14 protein-coding genes are annotated in these 15,791 nt (G+C 34.8%); 6 read left to right on the forward strand and 8 right to left on the reverse strand.

What is annotated here, in order from left to right:
* The first annotated feature begins 289 nt into the window (after positions 1–289).
* Complete coding sequence (locus tag P5P89_RS02845) at positions 290–1,036, forward strand: NUDIX hydrolase (RefSeq protein WP_278010652.1); 747 nt, start codon at positions 290–292, stop codon at positions 1,034–1,036.
* Positions 1,037–1,243: 207 nt separating this feature from the next.
* Here the strand turns inward: P5P89_RS02845 and P5P89_RS02850 are convergent, their stop codons facing one another.
* From P5P89_RS02850 to P5P89_RS02870, 5 genes are all read right to left on the reverse strand, one after another.
* Entirely contained in the window at positions 1,244–3,505 is a 2,262-nt protein-coding gene (locus P5P89_RS02850; RefSeq protein ID WP_278010653.1) for an acyl-CoA dehydrogenase family protein, read from the reverse strand.
* A gap of 100 nt (positions 3,506–3,605) precedes the next feature.
* The gene (locus tag P5P89_RS02855) at positions 3,606–4,010 is read right to left on the reverse strand and encodes a GNAT family N-acetyltransferase (RefSeq protein WP_278010654.1); all 405 of its coding nucleotides are present in this window, start codon (positions 4,008–4,010) and stop codon (positions 3,606–3,608) included.
* Positions 4,011–4,076: 66 nt separating this feature from the next.
* The gene (locus tag P5P89_RS02860; protein ID WP_278010655.1) at positions 4,077–5,543 is read right to left on the reverse strand and encodes a glycosyltransferase family 2 protein; all 1,467 of its coding nucleotides are present in this window, start codon (positions 5,541–5,543) and stop codon (positions 4,077–4,079) included.
* 289 nt (positions 5,544–5,832) lie between these two features.
* Positions 5,833–7,413: an NADP-dependent glyceraldehyde-3-phosphate dehydrogenase gene (locus P5P89_RS02865; RefSeq protein ID WP_278010656.1), complete on the reverse strand. Its 1,581-nt coding sequence runs from the start codon at positions 7,411–7,413 to the stop codon at positions 5,833–5,835.
* Positions 7,414–7,485: 72 nt separating this feature from the next.
* The gene (locus P5P89_RS02870; protein WP_078226243.1) at positions 7,486–7,797 is read right to left on the reverse strand and encodes a rhodanese-like domain-containing protein; all 312 of its coding nucleotides are present in this window, start codon (positions 7,795–7,797) and stop codon (positions 7,486–7,488) included.
* Positions 7,798–8,156: 359 nt separating this feature from the next.
* Here P5P89_RS02870 and P5P89_RS02875 point away from each other — a divergent pair, with 359 nt between their 5' ends.
* Complete coding sequence (locus P5P89_RS02875; protein ID WP_278010657.1) at positions 8,157–8,804, forward strand: Crp/Fnr family transcriptional regulator; 648 nt, start codon at positions 8,157–8,159, stop codon at positions 8,802–8,804.
* Between the two features lie 113 nt (positions 8,805–8,917).
* Positions 8,918–9,703, forward strand: coding sequence for a sulfite exporter TauE/SafE family protein (locus P5P89_RS02880; protein ID WP_278010658.1), 786 nt, complete (start codon positions 8,918–8,920; stop codon positions 9,701–9,703).
* Positions 9,704–10,063: 360 nt separating this feature from the next.
* On the opposite strand, the gene P5P89_RS02885 is transcribed toward P5P89_RS02880, so the two are convergent.
* Positions 10,064–10,465, reverse strand: a complete 402-nt coding sequence (locus P5P89_RS02885) for a hypothetical protein (protein WP_278010659.1) — start codon at positions 10,463–10,465, stop codon at positions 10,064–10,066.
* A 377-nt stretch (positions 10,466–10,842) separates the two neighbouring features.
* Between P5P89_RS02885 and P5P89_RS02890 the strand changes: the two genes are divergently transcribed.
* From P5P89_RS02890 to P5P89_RS02900, 3 genes are all read left to right on the forward strand, one after another.
* On the forward strand, positions 10,843–11,766 hold the full coding sequence (locus P5P89_RS02890; protein WP_278010660.1) for a helix-turn-helix domain-containing protein: 924 nt from the start codon (positions 10,843–10,845) through the stop codon (positions 11,764–11,766).
* 74 nt (positions 11,767–11,840) lie between these two features.
* Entirely contained in the window at positions 11,841–12,410 is a 570-nt protein-coding gene (locus tag P5P89_RS02895) for an NAD(P)H-dependent oxidoreductase (protein ID WP_278010661.1), read from the forward strand.
* A 32-nt stretch (positions 12,411–12,442) separates the two neighbouring features.
* Positions 12,443–12,796, forward strand: a complete 354-nt coding sequence (locus P5P89_RS02900) for a DUF4260 domain-containing protein (protein ID WP_278010662.1) — start codon at positions 12,443–12,445, stop codon at positions 12,794–12,796.
* Positions 12,797–13,239: 443 nt separating this feature from the next.
* Here the strand turns inward: P5P89_RS02900 and cydB are convergent, their stop codons facing one another.
* The gene (gene cydB, locus P5P89_RS02905) at positions 13,240–14,316 is read right to left on the reverse strand and encodes a cytochrome d ubiquinol oxidase subunit II (RefSeq protein ID WP_278010663.1); all 1,077 of its coding nucleotides are present in this window, start codon (positions 14,314–14,316) and stop codon (positions 13,240–13,242) included.
* Positions 14,317–14,318: 2 nt separating this feature from the next.
* Complete coding sequence (locus P5P89_RS02910) at positions 14,319–15,665, reverse strand: cytochrome ubiquinol oxidase subunit I (RefSeq protein ID WP_278010664.1); 1,347 nt, start codon at positions 15,663–15,665, stop codon at positions 14,319–14,321.
* Between the last annotated feature and the right edge of the window lie 126 nt (positions 15,666–15,791).

Consider the following 15,791-nt stretch of genomic DNA (forward strand, 5'->3'; position numbering starts at 1 on the left):
TTTGAATTCGCATAAATTTCAGCGAATAAATTTCATAAAAACAACAATCTGACATATTACCTGAATCTTTAAACTGAAATATAAAAATCACTACCCTGTTTTCGCAAAGTATTGAAATCAGTGGGCAAGAGAGTTTTTTTTGTTCAAATCCGAAAAGAAATTTATTTAGAATTAGAAAAGAAAAGCATCTCTAAATATTTTTTCCCTTAAATAAAAATTATCAGAAAAAACTTAAATGATTTGACTTGTACCATTTAAAAAAACTAAATTTGGAATTAATTGTATTGTAATGGATTTCAAAAAATTAATCGAAAGTCGTTCAGAAGAGCATTTTAAAAACTACATTCCAACACTTTCTATTGACTGTGTAATTTTCAGTTTTCACGAAACAACCCTTCAGGTTTTGATACTAAAAATGAAGGATCAGTATGGTTGGGAGCTCCCTGGCGGTTATGTAAAAAAAGAAGAAAATGTAGATGATGCCGCTGTTCGCATCTTAAAGGAGCGTACAGGAACCGAAAATATCTATTTGCAGCAATTTTATACGTTTGGAAATTTAAAGCGTTCTGAAAGTGCTTTTGAAGAATACAGTGATGATCTTTGGCATAAACAGCGTTTTGTTTCTATTGGCTATTACGCCTTGGCAGAACATTCGAACTTAAAACTAATTGTCGATGAATATTCTAGTGCTGTTGAATGGCACTCCATAGATAATCTGCCGTCATTTATGATGGATCATAGAGCTATTCTGGACAAAGCTTTAATGACACTTCGCGAACAGTTAAATAATCATCCTATTGGTTATAATTTATTACCCGAAAAATTTACAATGCCGGAACTGCAAAAATTGTATGAAATTATTTTGGGTAAAAAACTCAATCGGGGAAATTTTTACAGAAAAATTCTGCGTTTCGATATCCTGATTAAACTGGATGAATCAAGAAAAGGCGGTGCACACAAAGCACCGGATTTGTATAGTTTTGATTTAGAAAAATACAATGCCGCACTGAAAGACGGACTTCAGGGAAGCTGGTAGTTTGTTTAAAACATATAAGTCATATAAGTTCATTTTAGCTTCCTAAAAGGTTTCTAAAACTTTGTTGTTTACTTTTGATTCTTATTGTTTTCTCACAGAAGTAAATAACCAAACATCATTAATTTAGCTAAAGCCGAAATATTTTCATAAAAAAACCTCCAGTTAAAACTGGAGGCAATTCATTTCTAGCAAAGCTTTAGTCTAGTATTATTGAAAAGCAATTGGAGCCGCAAGGCAACTCTCCGGAATGTCAAAAGCATTTACCAAAGAAACCGCATCCGGCCTGATATCCCAACAAAGCTGATTGACCATTTTACGGATTGCTTTGGTTTTAACCGCTTCCATATAACCGTCTTCTAAATACCAGCCTTTGTTTTTTTCTATTTGTGAAAGTGCATACAGCTGATTTAATTTTAGTAATATTTCTTTTGTTTTTACATCTTCAACTTTTGCTATTGCAATTTGAAATTGTTCCAAAACCACTCTTTCCAAATACGCTCCAGCAACATCAATCATTTGGTGCTGTACTACATTAAATGCATCATAAGCTTCTAAACCACCATCTACTAATTTTTTAATACGTCTTGCTGCAGATGCCAAAATTGTTTTTTCCCTGTGGATGAAAGCCTGCAGATGAAATTCTGAATCCAGCAGATGTTCATCATCAGTTCTTCTGGTTGCAATTGGGTTTTTCTCAGCCAAAGCGGTTTTGGCATTTTCAAAAACATAATTAATGATGCCAAAAGACCCCATCTCTCCAAATGCTTTTCTGAATTCTGCTAAACGATTTTTGGCAACCAACTGCATCAAAACAGTGTTATCTCCTTCAAAAGTGGTATAGATTTCCGTATCGTTTTTTAAAGCGTCAATTCTGTTTTCAGACAAATATCCTTTTCCTCCGCAGGCTTCACGACATTCCTGTAAAATATCTCCTGTACTCCATGTAGAGTATGATTTCATTCCGGCTGCCAATGCTTCTATTTCCTGCATTTCTGATTCGGTTTTGTTTAGAAAACGATTCGTTAGATATTGTAATCCAAAATGGATGGCATAGGTTTTAGCTAAATGCGGAATCAATCTTCGCTGATGCATCCTGTAATTTAAAATCGGGACTTCAGAACCTCCTTCTGGTCCGAATTGTCGTCTTTGATCGCTGTAGCGAATGGCAATCGTAAGTCCTGATTTCGCTGCTGCCAAAGCCGAACGTGGAATTCCGATTCTACCTCCGACCAAAGTACCTAGCATCGTAAAAAATCGTCTGTTATCACTCGGAATCGGGCTTTCGAATTCTCCTTTGTCGTTCACAGATGCAAAACGATCCAGCATATTTTCTTTCGGAATCACGACATTATCAAAACGAATGGTTCCGTTATCTACACCATTCAGTCCCATTTTATGACCGCAATCGCCTATTGTAATTCCGTTTAAAACATTTCCGTTTGTATCGCGCAATGGCACAACAAAAGCATTTACGCCATAATCGTGACCGTCAATAATCAGTTTGGCAAAAACCGTCGCCATTTGTCCATGAACGGCAGCATTACCAATATATTCTTTCTGGGCTTTTTCGTGAGGTGTATGAATGGTAAAAGTCTGATCGTTATGATTGTAAGTTGCTGTTGTTTCAAGGCCTTTTACATTTGAGCCATGATGTGTTTCAGTCATTGCAAAACAGCCAGGAAGTTTTAATTCGCCAATATCTTTAAGATATTTTGCATAATGTTTTTCGGTTCCTAATGACTGAACACTCATTCCCCAAAGTCCAAATTGTACGCCAAATTTAATTACGAGGCTTAAATCATGATAACTCAACGTTTCCATAATCGCAAAATAATCCGCTATGTTTTCACCTCCGCCATGTCTTTTTGGATATGCCATATTGCCAAGATTCTCATCGGCTAAAATTTTGCACCAATTGTAAACCGTCTGACGATAGACATTTATATCTGTTGAAGTTTCATAAGCAAATTCAGGTCTTGAAATTACTTCTTTTACTTTTTTGATAATAAGGGCCTCCTCTCCATCTAAAATTTCAATTAACTTTTGAATATCAAAATTATCTGTAGTTTTAGTAGTAGCGGTAAGAGAGTCTCCTTTGGTTTTGAAGTTCTGAATTAATTCTTCACCCAAAACTCCCAAATCATTCTCCAGTTTTATAAAATTCTGTTCTAATCCTGAAATATTCAAATCCTTTTCAGAAAGTGCTGCTGCGATATCAAAAATAGACTTTATAGAAGATTTATCTTTAATACTTTTCTCAATATCCGATTTCCATTGTTTGAGTTCATTTCGCGAAGGCGGATTCGAAATATCCACTTTCGAAAGCAGAAACTGCTGCTCTTCCGGAGAAAGAATAGTTAGAGAAGTAATAAATTCTTGTAAAGTCGAAAACTCTTTTTGCGTTAAAAGATCGTCTGACCAAACAAGGTATAAAAGTGGTATAAAAGCCTTAATTTTTGAATTCTCCATAGTGAACTAAGTATTAATTTGTCTGTTGTTAAATTAATACAATTAATTGAAGTTTTCTATAAAATCAGGCGCAATTAGGATTTTTTTCACATTTCAGAAATCAAAAATAAAATTCCATTATTGTAAATTCCTGACCTGCTTTGCTGAACGTTTGAAATGTATCTTTCATTCCCAATTTCTCATAAAAGGATTTTTTATTTGATCTTGCATTACACCAAATTCTTCTTAACTCTTTTTTTCTGGCTAATTGGAAAACATACTTCAAAAGTCCGGATGCTATTCCCAGACCCTGATATTCGGGTAAAGTTGCAAGCTTTCTAAACTGCATTTCATCATCTAAAATAAAACAGGATACAATGGAAACCAGTTTTTCTTCTATAAAAAAGCCAAAATGCAGTCCGGATTCATCTTCATCCAGCTGAACAAATGCTAAAGGTTGATCCGGCCACATTACTTTATGCCTGATTTGCCAGGTATCTGAGGGTTTGATTGATTTTATTATCATACAAAACATAAAAAGAAACCGCCTGATCCATACGGAAAAGACGGTTCTAAAATAATCTATTTTTTCTTATTTAGCTACAGAGCTATATTGTTCCAAATTAACATATTCTTCTACTTTCTTTTCAGACAAACCACGTGTCAGCCATCCTTTTTTATGCGCAGTAATAATGGCGTAAGGTGTGATCCAAAACAGGCTAAAGCTGTAAAAAACACTATATGAATAAGCCCACATGGATTCAGAAAAACTATATTTTTTAGCGTAAAAGAAAGCTGAAAAACTTGATATAACGAATATACTTACGAGTGTTGAACTAAAAAACAAAAGTGGATGGATTGCAATAAAAAAGAACATGAACAGTAAAAATGGTACAGACATAATAATTTTTGCCGTTTGGTCTAAGTATAAGAGTCTTGTTCCTACTTTAGATCCGGTTCTAAAATTTTTGAACACATACTTTGCCATCATCAGGTTTTCCCTCACATTGCTTCTGCCCCATCTAATGAACATTTTATACAATCCCGTGTATCCTTCAGGAACATTCGTAAGAACAATTGAATTTCTTTGAAATAAAACCTGATATCCCTGTTTCAAAATCATATTGGTCATCGCTCGGTCCTCGCCAATGTCTGAAGGTTCTCCCATAAAAGTCTGGTTGATCCATTCTTCAAGACAGGCAAATACCGAAGTTTTTCGATACGCTGCCAAAGCTCCCGGAGTACAAAATACGGATCCTAATACGCTTTCTACAGATCGTACAAACTCAAAGCTCATTACAAAACTCACATTCAACATTTTAGGAAGCATTGCTTTTTTATTGTTCAAAACATGAACATTTCCGGCAACAGCTCCGCATTTTTCATTGTTAACAAAAGGGCTGACTAAGTTTCGCAATGTATCTTTTTTTACAATCGAGTCGCTGTCAACAGTCACAAAGACATCTCCTGTTCCTAATTTAAATCCTCTGTAAAGTGCGTGACGTTTTCCTTTGTTTTGTGGCTGCTGATAAATAGACAGACGGTCACCAAGCTGTATCTTGGCTTGCTGAATCCAATACCAGGTATCATCTTTACTCCCATCGTCAATTGCAAGTATCTGCATTTTCTGCTCCGGATAATCACTATCTGCTAAGCTTAATAAGGTATTCCAAACCAGTTTTCCTTCATTATAAGCCGGAACAATTATGGTAACCGTAGGCAGTAATTCATCTGAAACAGATTCTATTGGTTTGTACTTAAAATAAAGAAAGGACTTATATAGAAAAACACCTGCTTTAAAAAGAAACAAAGCTGTTGTCAGAATTAAAAATGGATAACCCCAGGTAGAATTTATTCTGTCAATATGAAACTGATCAAAGTCGGATTGGAATTTATAAACCAGAAAACCTCCGGTCATCATTAGTAAAAAAGTGGCTATAAGTATTGCAATACCGACTGCACTTGTTGTTTGATTATTATTTATCGAATATTGTTTGTTATGTGTTACATTAAGACCTGAGTCATAAAGTTGTTCTGAAGTAATGGTTTCGCTTTTCATTGTGGATTGTATTTTTATCTAAATGGCATTTATGTTTTTACCTGAATTAATTATCTACAAATGAATAAGCAAGGCATGTGCCATTTGAATTTATCACTGATTTTAAGCGATTTAAAAAAAAACACCCTTTTTATCTGTGTATTTATTACACACTTTTACGAAACAATACACACTTTTTTAATCTAATGGATGGAATAAGGAAGAGCCATTTCGAAATGTATAAAAAAAGAAAAACCGCCTTATTCAAATGAAAAAGACGGTTTTGAAAATTAATATATAACCTTAAAAATTATAAAATATAATCTGTATTGATGAAATTAGACTCTTTACTGTTTAATAATTCCTGAAGAATCTCATTATTATAAGCTATATCTTTTGAAGCTACAAACGTACGAATTGAGAACGAACGCAATGCATCCGGAATACTCAAAGTTCCTACTGCAGAATCCTTACGTCCCGTGAACGGGAATGCATCCGGACCTCTCTGGCAAGAACTGTTCAGGTTTACCCTGCACACTAAGTTAACCAAAGCATCGATAAGCGGTGCTAAAGTTTTAATATCTTTCCCAAACAAACTTACCTGTTGTCCGTAATTTGATTCGGCCATATCGTCAAGCGGTTCGTTAATATCTTTGAAAGAGATAATTGGCACAACTGGTCCAAACTGCTCTTCATGATACACTCTCATTTCTTTATTTACAGGATATAAAACCGCAGGGAAAATATAATTTTCTGAGTGCTTCCCTCCTTTTTCATTTAAGATTTTAGCTCCTTTGCTTTTGGCATCGTCAATTAATCCCTGAATGTAAGCCGGTTTGTCTTCTTCCGGTAACGGAGTTAAAGAAGCTCCTTTTTCCCATGGATTTCCGAATACCAAAGCATCTACTTTTTCAGAAAAACGTCTGTTGAATTCTTCGGCAATTGATTCGTGTACATATAATATTTTTAAAGCTGTACAACGCTGACCATTAAAAGACAATGAACCTGTAATACATTCCTGAATTGCCAAATCTAAGTCGGCATCCGGTAAAATAATCGCTGGGTTTTTAGCTTCCAGACCTAAAATCAAACGCAGTCTGTTTTTGTTTGGATGCTGATCCTGTAAAGCAATAGCTGATTTACTGTTTCCAATCAATGCCAAAACATCAATTTTTCCTGATTTCATGATTGGAGAAGCTACTTCACGACCTCTACCGTATACGATATTGATAACTCCTTTTGGAAAACTGCTTCTAAAAGCTTCCAATAATGGAGAAATACATAAAACTCCGTATTTTGCCGGTTTAAAAATTACGGCATTCCCCATAATCAGGGCAGGAATCAATAACGAGAACGTTTCGTTAAGAGGGTAGTTGTATGGTCCAAGGCATAAAACCACACCCAGAGGTCCACGACGAATCATTGCGTTTACCCCTTGTACTTTTGAAAATTTAGAACTGCGTCCGTTTAGTTCTTTGTAGCTGTCAATAGTATCCTGAATATATTCTACTGTTCTGTCAAATTCTTTTTGCGAATCGCCAAGGTTTTTCCCGATTTCCCACATCAGAAGTTTCACTACATCTTCGCGTGTTTCTTTCATTTGCCTAACGAAATTCTCCATGCATTTGATACGGTCAATCACTTTCATCGTTGGCCATAAACCTTGTCCTTTATCATAAGCAGCAGTCGCAGCTTCAACTACCTCAGCAGCTTCTTTTTCTGCCATGAACGGAATAGAACCCAATAATGTCGGCGCATATTTTTCTGTAGAAGAAATAGTCGAAAAAACAGGTGTTGTCTGACCTGTCCATTTTTTCAATTCTCCATTAACAAGATAAGTATCCTGATTGAGAAGGTCTTTAATCTGATATTCTTCGGGTATAAAACTCATAATCTGGTAATTTTAGTTTGGTTATTTATTTATTTTTAAATGAAAAAAGAGGCTTTGCCGCCTCTTTCACTTTTATGGATTTACGGTATCACCTTCCCAATCCAGGATTCCGCCAAGCAGATTATAGGCATTCTCAAAACCTAATTCATTCATAATCTGACATGCTTTTGCACTTCTTGCTCCTGAACGGCAATACACGTAATAATTTTTGTTTTTATCTAATTCTTCTATTTCATAAATAAAAGCCTGGCCTTTATTGATGTCAATGTTTACAGCGTTTTCAATATAGCCGTCATTAAACTCGTCTTCAGTTCTTACATCCAGTATAACTGCATTTTCATCAGACTTTAATTGTTCAACCCAATCTTCTTGTGATAAATTCATAGCATTGTGTTTTTTGTAAAATTAAAAGTTTTTACTACATAAAATACGTTCAAAATACTTTTTCGATTATTATTCAGAGAAAACGTTTTAGAGAACATAAAATTGTCAGCGTTTTACAAATTTACTCACTATTTTCAAAAAAACATACTTTAATATCACCAGAAAATAGGATATTTTCATTTTAAGTATTCCTATCTTAAAAATAGTTTTCTGACATTTTATACCATTTCAATCTCTTATCTTTACAAAAAATTATTTTTTATTAACCTTTTGATAAATTAAGAGAAAAAACTAATATCTGTGATTGATGGCGAGTTTCAATAATACAAATCATCTGATTTAGAAAAATTATTATTCCAATGGAAAATTCATTAAAAACCCTATTTCCTAATTTCTCCAATGAACTTATTGCGACAATTGAAGAAAGCGGAAGCCTGCAGGATTTTAAAGCCGGAACTATCCTAATGCGAACCGGGCAATATATCAAAAACACGGTTTTAATTACCAAAGGAAAAATCAAAATTTATCGCGAAGGCGACGATGGAGGTGAGTTTTTAATGTATTATTTACAGCCCGGACAAGCCTGTGCTATTTCGATGATCTGTACTGCAAAAAGCGAAAAAAGCCAGATTATGGCGAAAGTCGTTGAGGATGTTACGGTTATGATGATTCCGCTTCAAATGATGGACAAATGGATGATGGAACACAGATCCTGGTACGAATTTGTTATCGAAACCTACCGAAATCGCTTTGAAGAAGTACTTGAAGTAGTCGATAACATAGCTTTCCGCTCTATGGATGAACGCCTTGAATTCTATTTAAAACGCCACTCCGATGCTTGCGGCTGTTCTGAAGTCAAATTATCACATCAGGAAATTGCATCCGAATTAAATACCTCCAGGGAAGTGGTTTCGAGATTACTCAAAAAAATGGAACAGCGCGGCCTTGTCAAACTAAACCGAAATCAGATCGAATTATTAAAGACTAATTCTACTAATTTGCGCTAATTATATTCTTTTACATTCAGCTTTTAAATGCTGTATCAAAAAAATACCTTCTGTGATAAATGTTACTGTATAATCCTAATTTCCGAAGCAACTTTGTATAAAAAACAAATGCAATGGAATACGCTGGTTATTTTGCTTCAGTTATTATCGGAATCTCTCTCGGCTTAATCGGTGGAGGCGGTTCTATACTTACGGTACCAATTTTAGTATACTTATTTAAGGTAAATCCAGAACAGGCCACGTCATACTCCTTATTTATTGTCGGAATAACCGCCATGTCCGGAAGTTACAGCCATTACAAAATGGGCAATCTGAAACTCAAATCGGCTTTGTATTTTGCGATTCCTTCTGTGGTATCCATCCTAATTATCCGCGAAGTCATTTTCCCTCAGATCGCAGCTACTTTATTTTCCGTCGCTTCCTATTCGGTTTCAAAAGATTTCCTGATTATGGTTGTCTTCTCTATTTTGATGATTACTGCGGCGATTTCTATGATTCGGAAAAACGAGCCCGAAATAAAAGCAACCAAAACTAATTATATCCAATTAAGCGTAATAGGTTTTGTAGTTGGAATAGTAACGGGATTTCTGGGTGCCGGAGGCGGATTCTTAATCATCCCAGCCTTGCTGTTTTTCGCTAAATTACCAATGAAACAGGCCGTAGGAACTTCATTATTAATCATCACAATCAATTCTGTAATAGGTTTTGGAGGAGACTTATACATCGGAACACGAATCAATTATCCTTTTTTATTGGGTATTTCGATAATGGCACTTTTGGGAATGTTAATAGGAAGCCAGCTTTCTAAAAAAATAGATGGTACAAAGTTAAAGCCTCTTTTTGGCTGGTTTGTACTTATTATGGGAATTTATATTATCACTAAGGAAGTTTTGTTTTAGGCTTTATAAAAAAGCTTTTAGCCCAAATAAGATTTGGGCTAAAAACAGGACGCATTTTACCTGGAGTTACATCAAATTTCCCCAAATTTTTGTTTATAACAACCCGGCTCAACTCTTGTCCTGCTTAAAAAGCTTTTCTATTAATTATGATTTTGTCTTCGAAAGTTCACTCCCATTGTTATTTGCGTTAATACTTTATTTATTTAGGATTCTAAAAACTTCCTATTATCAGAAAATTACAACCCTGTATTTCATTATTTTTTTCTGATAGTGATAAAATAACCATACATCAAAGCTGCCATTATGATAACCACATCATAGTGAGAAATTCCAAACACATACATTTTCTTTATTCTTTATTTAAGCAGTACTTTTTATATTTCTTTCAAACTGAAAATCCAGATATTGATCTATCTGCCTGCCTATCAGAAAACGGTCATTTGCTTCAATTTTAATTCTTGTCTCTTTTTGATAAATATCTTTTACAAAAACAAAATATATAAATTCTGAAGAATCAAATCTTGCGATTATAATAAAAGCGTAACATAAAATTGTGGGAATGATATAGTATAAATCCATCATATCAGTAAAAATCATACAATAATATGCCACGGCGGTTACGGCAATAAAAGCACTGTTTTCAAGAAAATATTTTTTCCTTTTTCTTAGCAGTCCAAGTTCTTTAATTTCATCAAAATTATACTGCCAGTTTTTAGATTTGTAGTTAAATTTAATTGTGTCGCTAAAAATTGTTATGAACATAATAATAAGAAATAAGAGTTTGCATAAACATCTTTTTAAGATCTTCCGGAAAATCTTAGATGTGCAATATTAGGTATTAACTTCTTTTTTATCTTAAAACAAAAATTATAGAATATAACCAATAGTTGTAATTAAAAACTTAGAAAAACAGTAACCTAATTACCATTAATTTTATTTTTTATTTACTAAAAAACCAATATCCTGTTGGGGGATTTCTGCAATCAGGCTGTGCTATAAAGACTTAAAACTTATTTTTCTAATTAAAAAATACTGTTTTTAAAAAAGTCCAGCTATTAAAATGAAAATTTAAGTTTGTAATTTTAAGTTTTATTTGCAAAATCGTTTTGATTAACTTTAATAGAACAAGTTGAAACAAAATGAATGTAAGAATAGAAAAGATGTCAGTTGTGAATGATAAAATGAAAGATAAAATAAAAACCAATTCATATAAGACACAAAACAATATAACAGTAAAGGCAATGACAGAAGATAATTCCGAACATAACAACTTCAGAATACCAATACCGTCCCGTTTTGAAGAAGTATTTACTCATTTTTATTTTGCAGAAAATAAATCCGGAAAACTTATTTCCAAAACTTTATTACCTTCTTATCAAACCATATTAATTTTTAATTTCGGAGCAAAACCCTATTTAATTACGAAACAAAATACAAAGATTGAAGTTGACAAATACCTCATAATTGGTCCAATAAAACAGGCTTTTGATTATGTTTTACCTCATCGCACCGAAATGTTAACCGTCAATTTTAAAGATGACGCTTTTTCACGTTTTTTTGGCAATGCTGCTATTTCAGAGCATTTGCCTATTAGTCCCGACGATTTAGTAAACGACGATTGTTTTGGGATTTTATGGTATAAACTTAGTAAAATACAAAATATTGAGGAAAGAGTTAATTGCGTCCTTGAATTTAGCGAACCTTATCTTGTAACGAGAAATAATATTGCCGAACAATTGTCAAATTTCAGGGATCAATCATTAAATTCTATAAAGTATGTTGCAAGTCAAAACAACCAGGCCGAACGTAACATGCAGCTTCAGCATAAAAAACACTTTGGTTATTCTTCCAAAGAATACAACCGGTACGAAAGATTTTTAAAAGCTATCGAACTCATACAAAATCTGGCATCTTTATCTTCAAAAATTGACTGGTTCGAAATTGTAACCCAATGTGGTTATTATGACCAAAGCCAACTCATAAAAGACTTTAAACATTACATTAATCTTACTCCTTCCCAATATCTAAAATTCCAGCAGGATATCTGCAATCCAATATCCTGATTTCGTTTTCTTACAATTTTAAGCCATAAAGGCATCCTACATTTGTTTCATCAAATTACAAAAACTACAAAACGATGAAACATCTTATTATTTATGCCCATCCCAATCCAAACAGCTTAAACAGCTATTTAAAAAGCACTACTGCAGCACATCTTGAGAAAAACAATCACGAAGTCGTAATTCGGGATTTGTATGCCCTGAATTTCAACCCTGTACTTTCATTGGACGACATGGCAGGACAACGAAACGGATTAGTATCTGACGATGTAAAACGAGAGCAGGAATTTATTACATGGGCAGACTGCATCACATTTATCCACCCTATTTGGTGGACAGGATTACCGGCTATTATGAAAGGGTACATCGACCGCGTTTTCAGTTATGGATTTGCGTATCGTTACGATCAGGGCATCCAGAAAGGACTACTTGCAGGCAAAAAAGCAGTCATTATCAATACCCACGGAAAATCGAAAGCAGAATATGAAGCAATCGGAATGGATAAGGCCTTGCTGCTGACATCAGACAAAGGCATTTATACTTACTCAGGACTTGAGGTTATTGAACATCTTTTTTTCGACAAAGCAGACAGATCCGTTTCAGAACATTTAGAAAATTGGACAAACCAAATCAAAAAAGCTTATTAATCCCCATTTATAACTTTTAAAACTCAATTATTATGGAAATTTTAATTCAAATTGAAGAACTCATTATGTTTCTCGGATGCATCTATTTATTTTCACGTTTAAACTTAAAATGGTGGTGGTTCCCTGTTCTTTTGCTTCTGCCCGATTTGGCTATGATAGGCTATGCTTTCAATTCGGCAACAGGTGCAATTACGTACAACATCATTCATTTCAAAGGAACTGCAGTAATCATTGGACTGTATGGACTCGCAAAAGATAACCGAAAACTGATGCTCATTGGAATAATCTTGCTTGCCCATGCCACAATGGACAGAGCTATCGGTACAGGTTTAAAATACTTTGACGGATTTTGGCATACTAGTTTAAGTACAGAACCTTTTTTGTAGTCAACGGTTTGCTTTTAAATCCGCATTAGCAGTTAGGCAGTAGGAATGCATAATTATAAAGAAATTGTCTTGTAATAAAAAAAGTGCTTTGGGCGTTTCCTACGGCCGGGCTATATGCTTGTATCTTTTCCCTGCTGGCAGCAGCAGGAAAAAGGATACCACTTCTATCCCTAACGCGATTCAAAATGAATAAAGCATTTACAATTGTTAAATAATAATACCGAAACTTCTTTTAACCCATCTTTTAAATCTGTCTAAACTTTTGGGTGCAGTCTACTTTAATCTTTTGGCTAAAGCCTTTTCCTAATCCAAATAAAAAAACCTCCAGTTAAAACTGGAGGCAATGCATATTTTACACTTTTGTAATCCTTCTAAAAGTTTATAGCTTTGACAAAGATTCTGATTCATTACATTTAATTCGTGAATTCGTCACTAAAAACATATCAATGCTCTCCATACCCAACATCATCCATCTTCCCGCTAAAAACACGATACTGAATAATAAAATAAACAATCACCAGAAACAAAGCAATAAAGAACCAGCTCAGACTAGCATTCAAACCGTATTCTCCGGCGGCTGTATTGTAAATCGTCAATGAAGGGTTCACTTTATTCGTTGAAGGAAGAACATTCGGGAAAATCGAAACCGCTGTTGAGGCAAATCCGCCTACTAAAAACAAAGTCGAAAACAGAAAACCGTAACCGTCTTTTTTAAAAGAACGAACTTTAAATAATCCTAAAATCCCAACAAAAGTCAGAATCGGAAAAAACCATAAAATTGGGTTTTCTACAAAATTATGAAACGGTTTAGGCTCAATAAAATGCCAGACCTGAAGTGAAATAAAGACCAAAACCAGCAAAACAATATTCAGTTTAAAAACAACATTTTTAAGCTTCGGATTTAAAGAAGAATTCGTTTTGTAAATAATCCAGTTTGCACCGTGAATGGTCAGCGCTACAACACTTACAATTCCCAAAAACAAAGTAAACCAGTCAATAATTCCCAATTCATTTGCCTGCGGGCTAAAAGTCGGATTCCATAAAGGCAGAAAGAAATAATGTGCCTCCTGAGTCGAAACACCATTTTGGACCATTCCGAGGTTTACACCACGAACGATATTTCCCAGCGCCATTCCGAAGAAAAGTGCCAAAAGCAAACTCGCTATTCCGAACGCTTTGTCCCAAATCGCTTCCCACATATGATGGTGCACCTGTCCTCGCATTTCTAATCCGATGGCGCGGAAAATCAAAAGCCATAAAATCATAATCAAAGGCAGGTAAAATCCGCTGAAAGACGATGCATACAAAGTCGGGAAAGCAAAAAACAAAACACCTCCGGCAGCAATCAGCCAGACTTCATTGGCATCCCAAAAAGGACCAATGGAGTTTGTAATAACTTTTTTATCCCTTTCTGTTTTCGCAAAAAACAAATGAATAATTCCTGCACCAAAATCATAACCGTCCAATACCAGATAAACAGCAAGTATTCCCATTAAAACTACGTACCAAAAAAATTCCATACTTATATTTTTTCTGTTGAAAGTTCCACATGATGCGGTCCTTTATTGATAATTTTTCCAACCAAAAGCAAAAACAGCATTCCGAGCAAAAGGTATAAACCTATAAAACCCAATAATGTAAACAAGGTATTTCCGGAAGAAACTGTTGGCGAAGCACCCGATGCTGTCCGCAATAAATTATAAACCAGCCAGGGCTGTCTTCCTAATTCGGCGGTGTACCAGCCTGTGGTGTTAGCAATATACGGAAACGGCATCATAAACATCAGCGACCATAAAATCCATTTCGTTTCAAACAATTTCCCTCTGATTAACTGGAAGAGTGCAAGGACCATCAAGCCGATAAATACTGTTCCAAGTCCTACCATAATATGATACGCATAATACAATCCTGAAATATTGGTTGGATGCAGGTCTTCTTCAAACTGGTCTAAACCTTTAATTTCCTGATTCCAGTTTCCATACGTCAGGAAGCTCAAAATATTTGGAACGGCGATTTTATTATCGAGTTTTTTGTCTTTTACATCGGGCTGTCCTATTAAGACAATTTCAGAACCTTTTTTTTCGGTATGAAAAATTCCTTCCATAGCGGCAAAAGTCACTGGCTGGTATTTCACTACGTTTTTAGCAAGTAAATCGCCTGTTGGAACGGCAACGATGATAGTCGAAATTAATCCAAAAATGACTCCGGTTTTTAAAAACAATTTTCCAAAAGAAACATTTTTTCTGCTTAAAATATAAAAAGCGCCAATTCCGGCAACCACAAACGAACTTGTTACCAAAGAAGCCGCCTGATTGTGCAGGTAAGAAGGCCACAACCATGGATTTAAAAACAACGCTTTAAAATTCGTCAGTACAAATTTTCCGTTTTCCAAAATTTCATAGCCTACCGGATTCTGCATCCACGAATGTGTAGCAATTATTAAGTAGCCGCTAGCCCAGGAGCCAACCATAATCAACAATCCGGTTACAAAATGCCATTTATGCCCAAGAAGTTTTTCTCCAAATAAAAAGATCCCGAGAAAAGAAGATTCGAGAAAGAAAGAAAACATCCCCTCCATAGCAAGAGTTTGTCCAATAATTCCACCAGTTAATTCGGAGAACTTGGCCCAGTTCGTTCCAAACTGAAACTCCATCGGGATTCCGGTTACAACTCCCATTGCAAAATTCAGGGCGAAGATTTTCATCCAGAAATGCGTGGCATGATTGTATTGTTCGTTATTGGTTTTGAGATATTTCCACTTAAAGTAAACAATAATGAGTGAAAGCCCCATTGTAAGCTGTGGAAAAAGATAATGAAAAGTAATGGTGAAGGCAAATTGCATTCGGTCATAAAAGAGCATTTCTTCCATAAGGTAATTTGTTTATGAAGTTCCACAAATTTACCCATTAAAACCTGAATTGCTGTCCTGCAAAACTAGTTTATTTGTAAATTTTTAAACCATATGAGTAAATATAATTTTACGAAAAATCTAAAA

The organism is Flavobacterium gyeonganense (genome assembly GCF_029625295.1).
Taxonomy (GTDB): Bacteria; Bacteroidota; Bacteroidia; order Flavobacteriales; family Flavobacteriaceae; genus Flavobacterium; species Flavobacterium gyeonganense.

Coding starts and splice junctions, on each gene's coding strand:
- P5P89_RS02900 (WP_278010662.1), top strand. CDS start 12,443: ATGGAAATTTTAATTCAAATTGAAGAACTCATTATGTTTCTCGGATGC.
- cydB (WP_278010663.1), bottom strand. CDS start 14,316: ATGGAATTTTTTTGGTACGTAGTTTTAATGGGAATACTTGCTGTTTAT.
- P5P89_RS02855 (WP_278010654.1), bottom strand. CDS start 4,010: ATGATAATAAAATCAATCAAACCCTCAGATACCTGGCAAATCAGGCAT.
- P5P89_RS02860 (WP_278010655.1), bottom strand. CDS start 5,543: ATGAAAAGCGAAACCATTACTTCAGAACAACTTTATGACTCAGGTCTT.
- P5P89_RS02850 (WP_278010653.1), bottom strand. CDS start 3,505: ATGGAGAATTCAAAAATTAAGGCTTTTATACCACTTTTATACCTTGTT.
- P5P89_RS02885 (WP_278010659.1), bottom strand. CDS start 10,465: ATGTTCATAACAATTTTTAGCGACACAATTAAATTTAACTACAAATCT.
- P5P89_RS02870 (WP_078226243.1), bottom strand. CDS start 7,797: ATGAATTTATCACAAGAAGATTGGGTTGAACAATTAAAGTCTGATGAA.
- P5P89_RS02890 (WP_278010660.1), top strand. CDS start 10,843: ATGAATGTAAGAATAGAAAAGATGTCAGTTGTGAATGATAAAATGAAA.
- P5P89_RS02845 (WP_278010652.1), top strand. CDS start 290: ATGGATTTCAAAAAATTAATCGAAAGTCGTTCAGAAGAGCATTTTAAA.
- P5P89_RS02875 (WP_278010657.1), top strand. CDS start 8,157: ATGGAAAATTCATTAAAAACCCTATTTCCTAATTTCTCCAATGAACTT.
- P5P89_RS02880 (WP_278010658.1), top strand. CDS start 8,918: ATGGAATACGCTGGTTATTTTGCTTCAGTTATTATCGGAATCTCTCTC.
- P5P89_RS02895 (WP_278010661.1), top strand. CDS start 11,841: ATGAAACATCTTATTATTTATGCCCATCCCAATCCAAACAGCTTAAAC.
- P5P89_RS02910 (WP_278010664.1), bottom strand. CDS start 15,665: ATGGAAGAAATGCTCTTTTATGACCGAATGCAATTTGCCTTCACCATT.
- P5P89_RS02865 (WP_278010656.1), bottom strand. CDS start 7,413: ATGAGTTTTATACCCGAAGAATATCAGATTAAAGACCTTCTCAATCAG.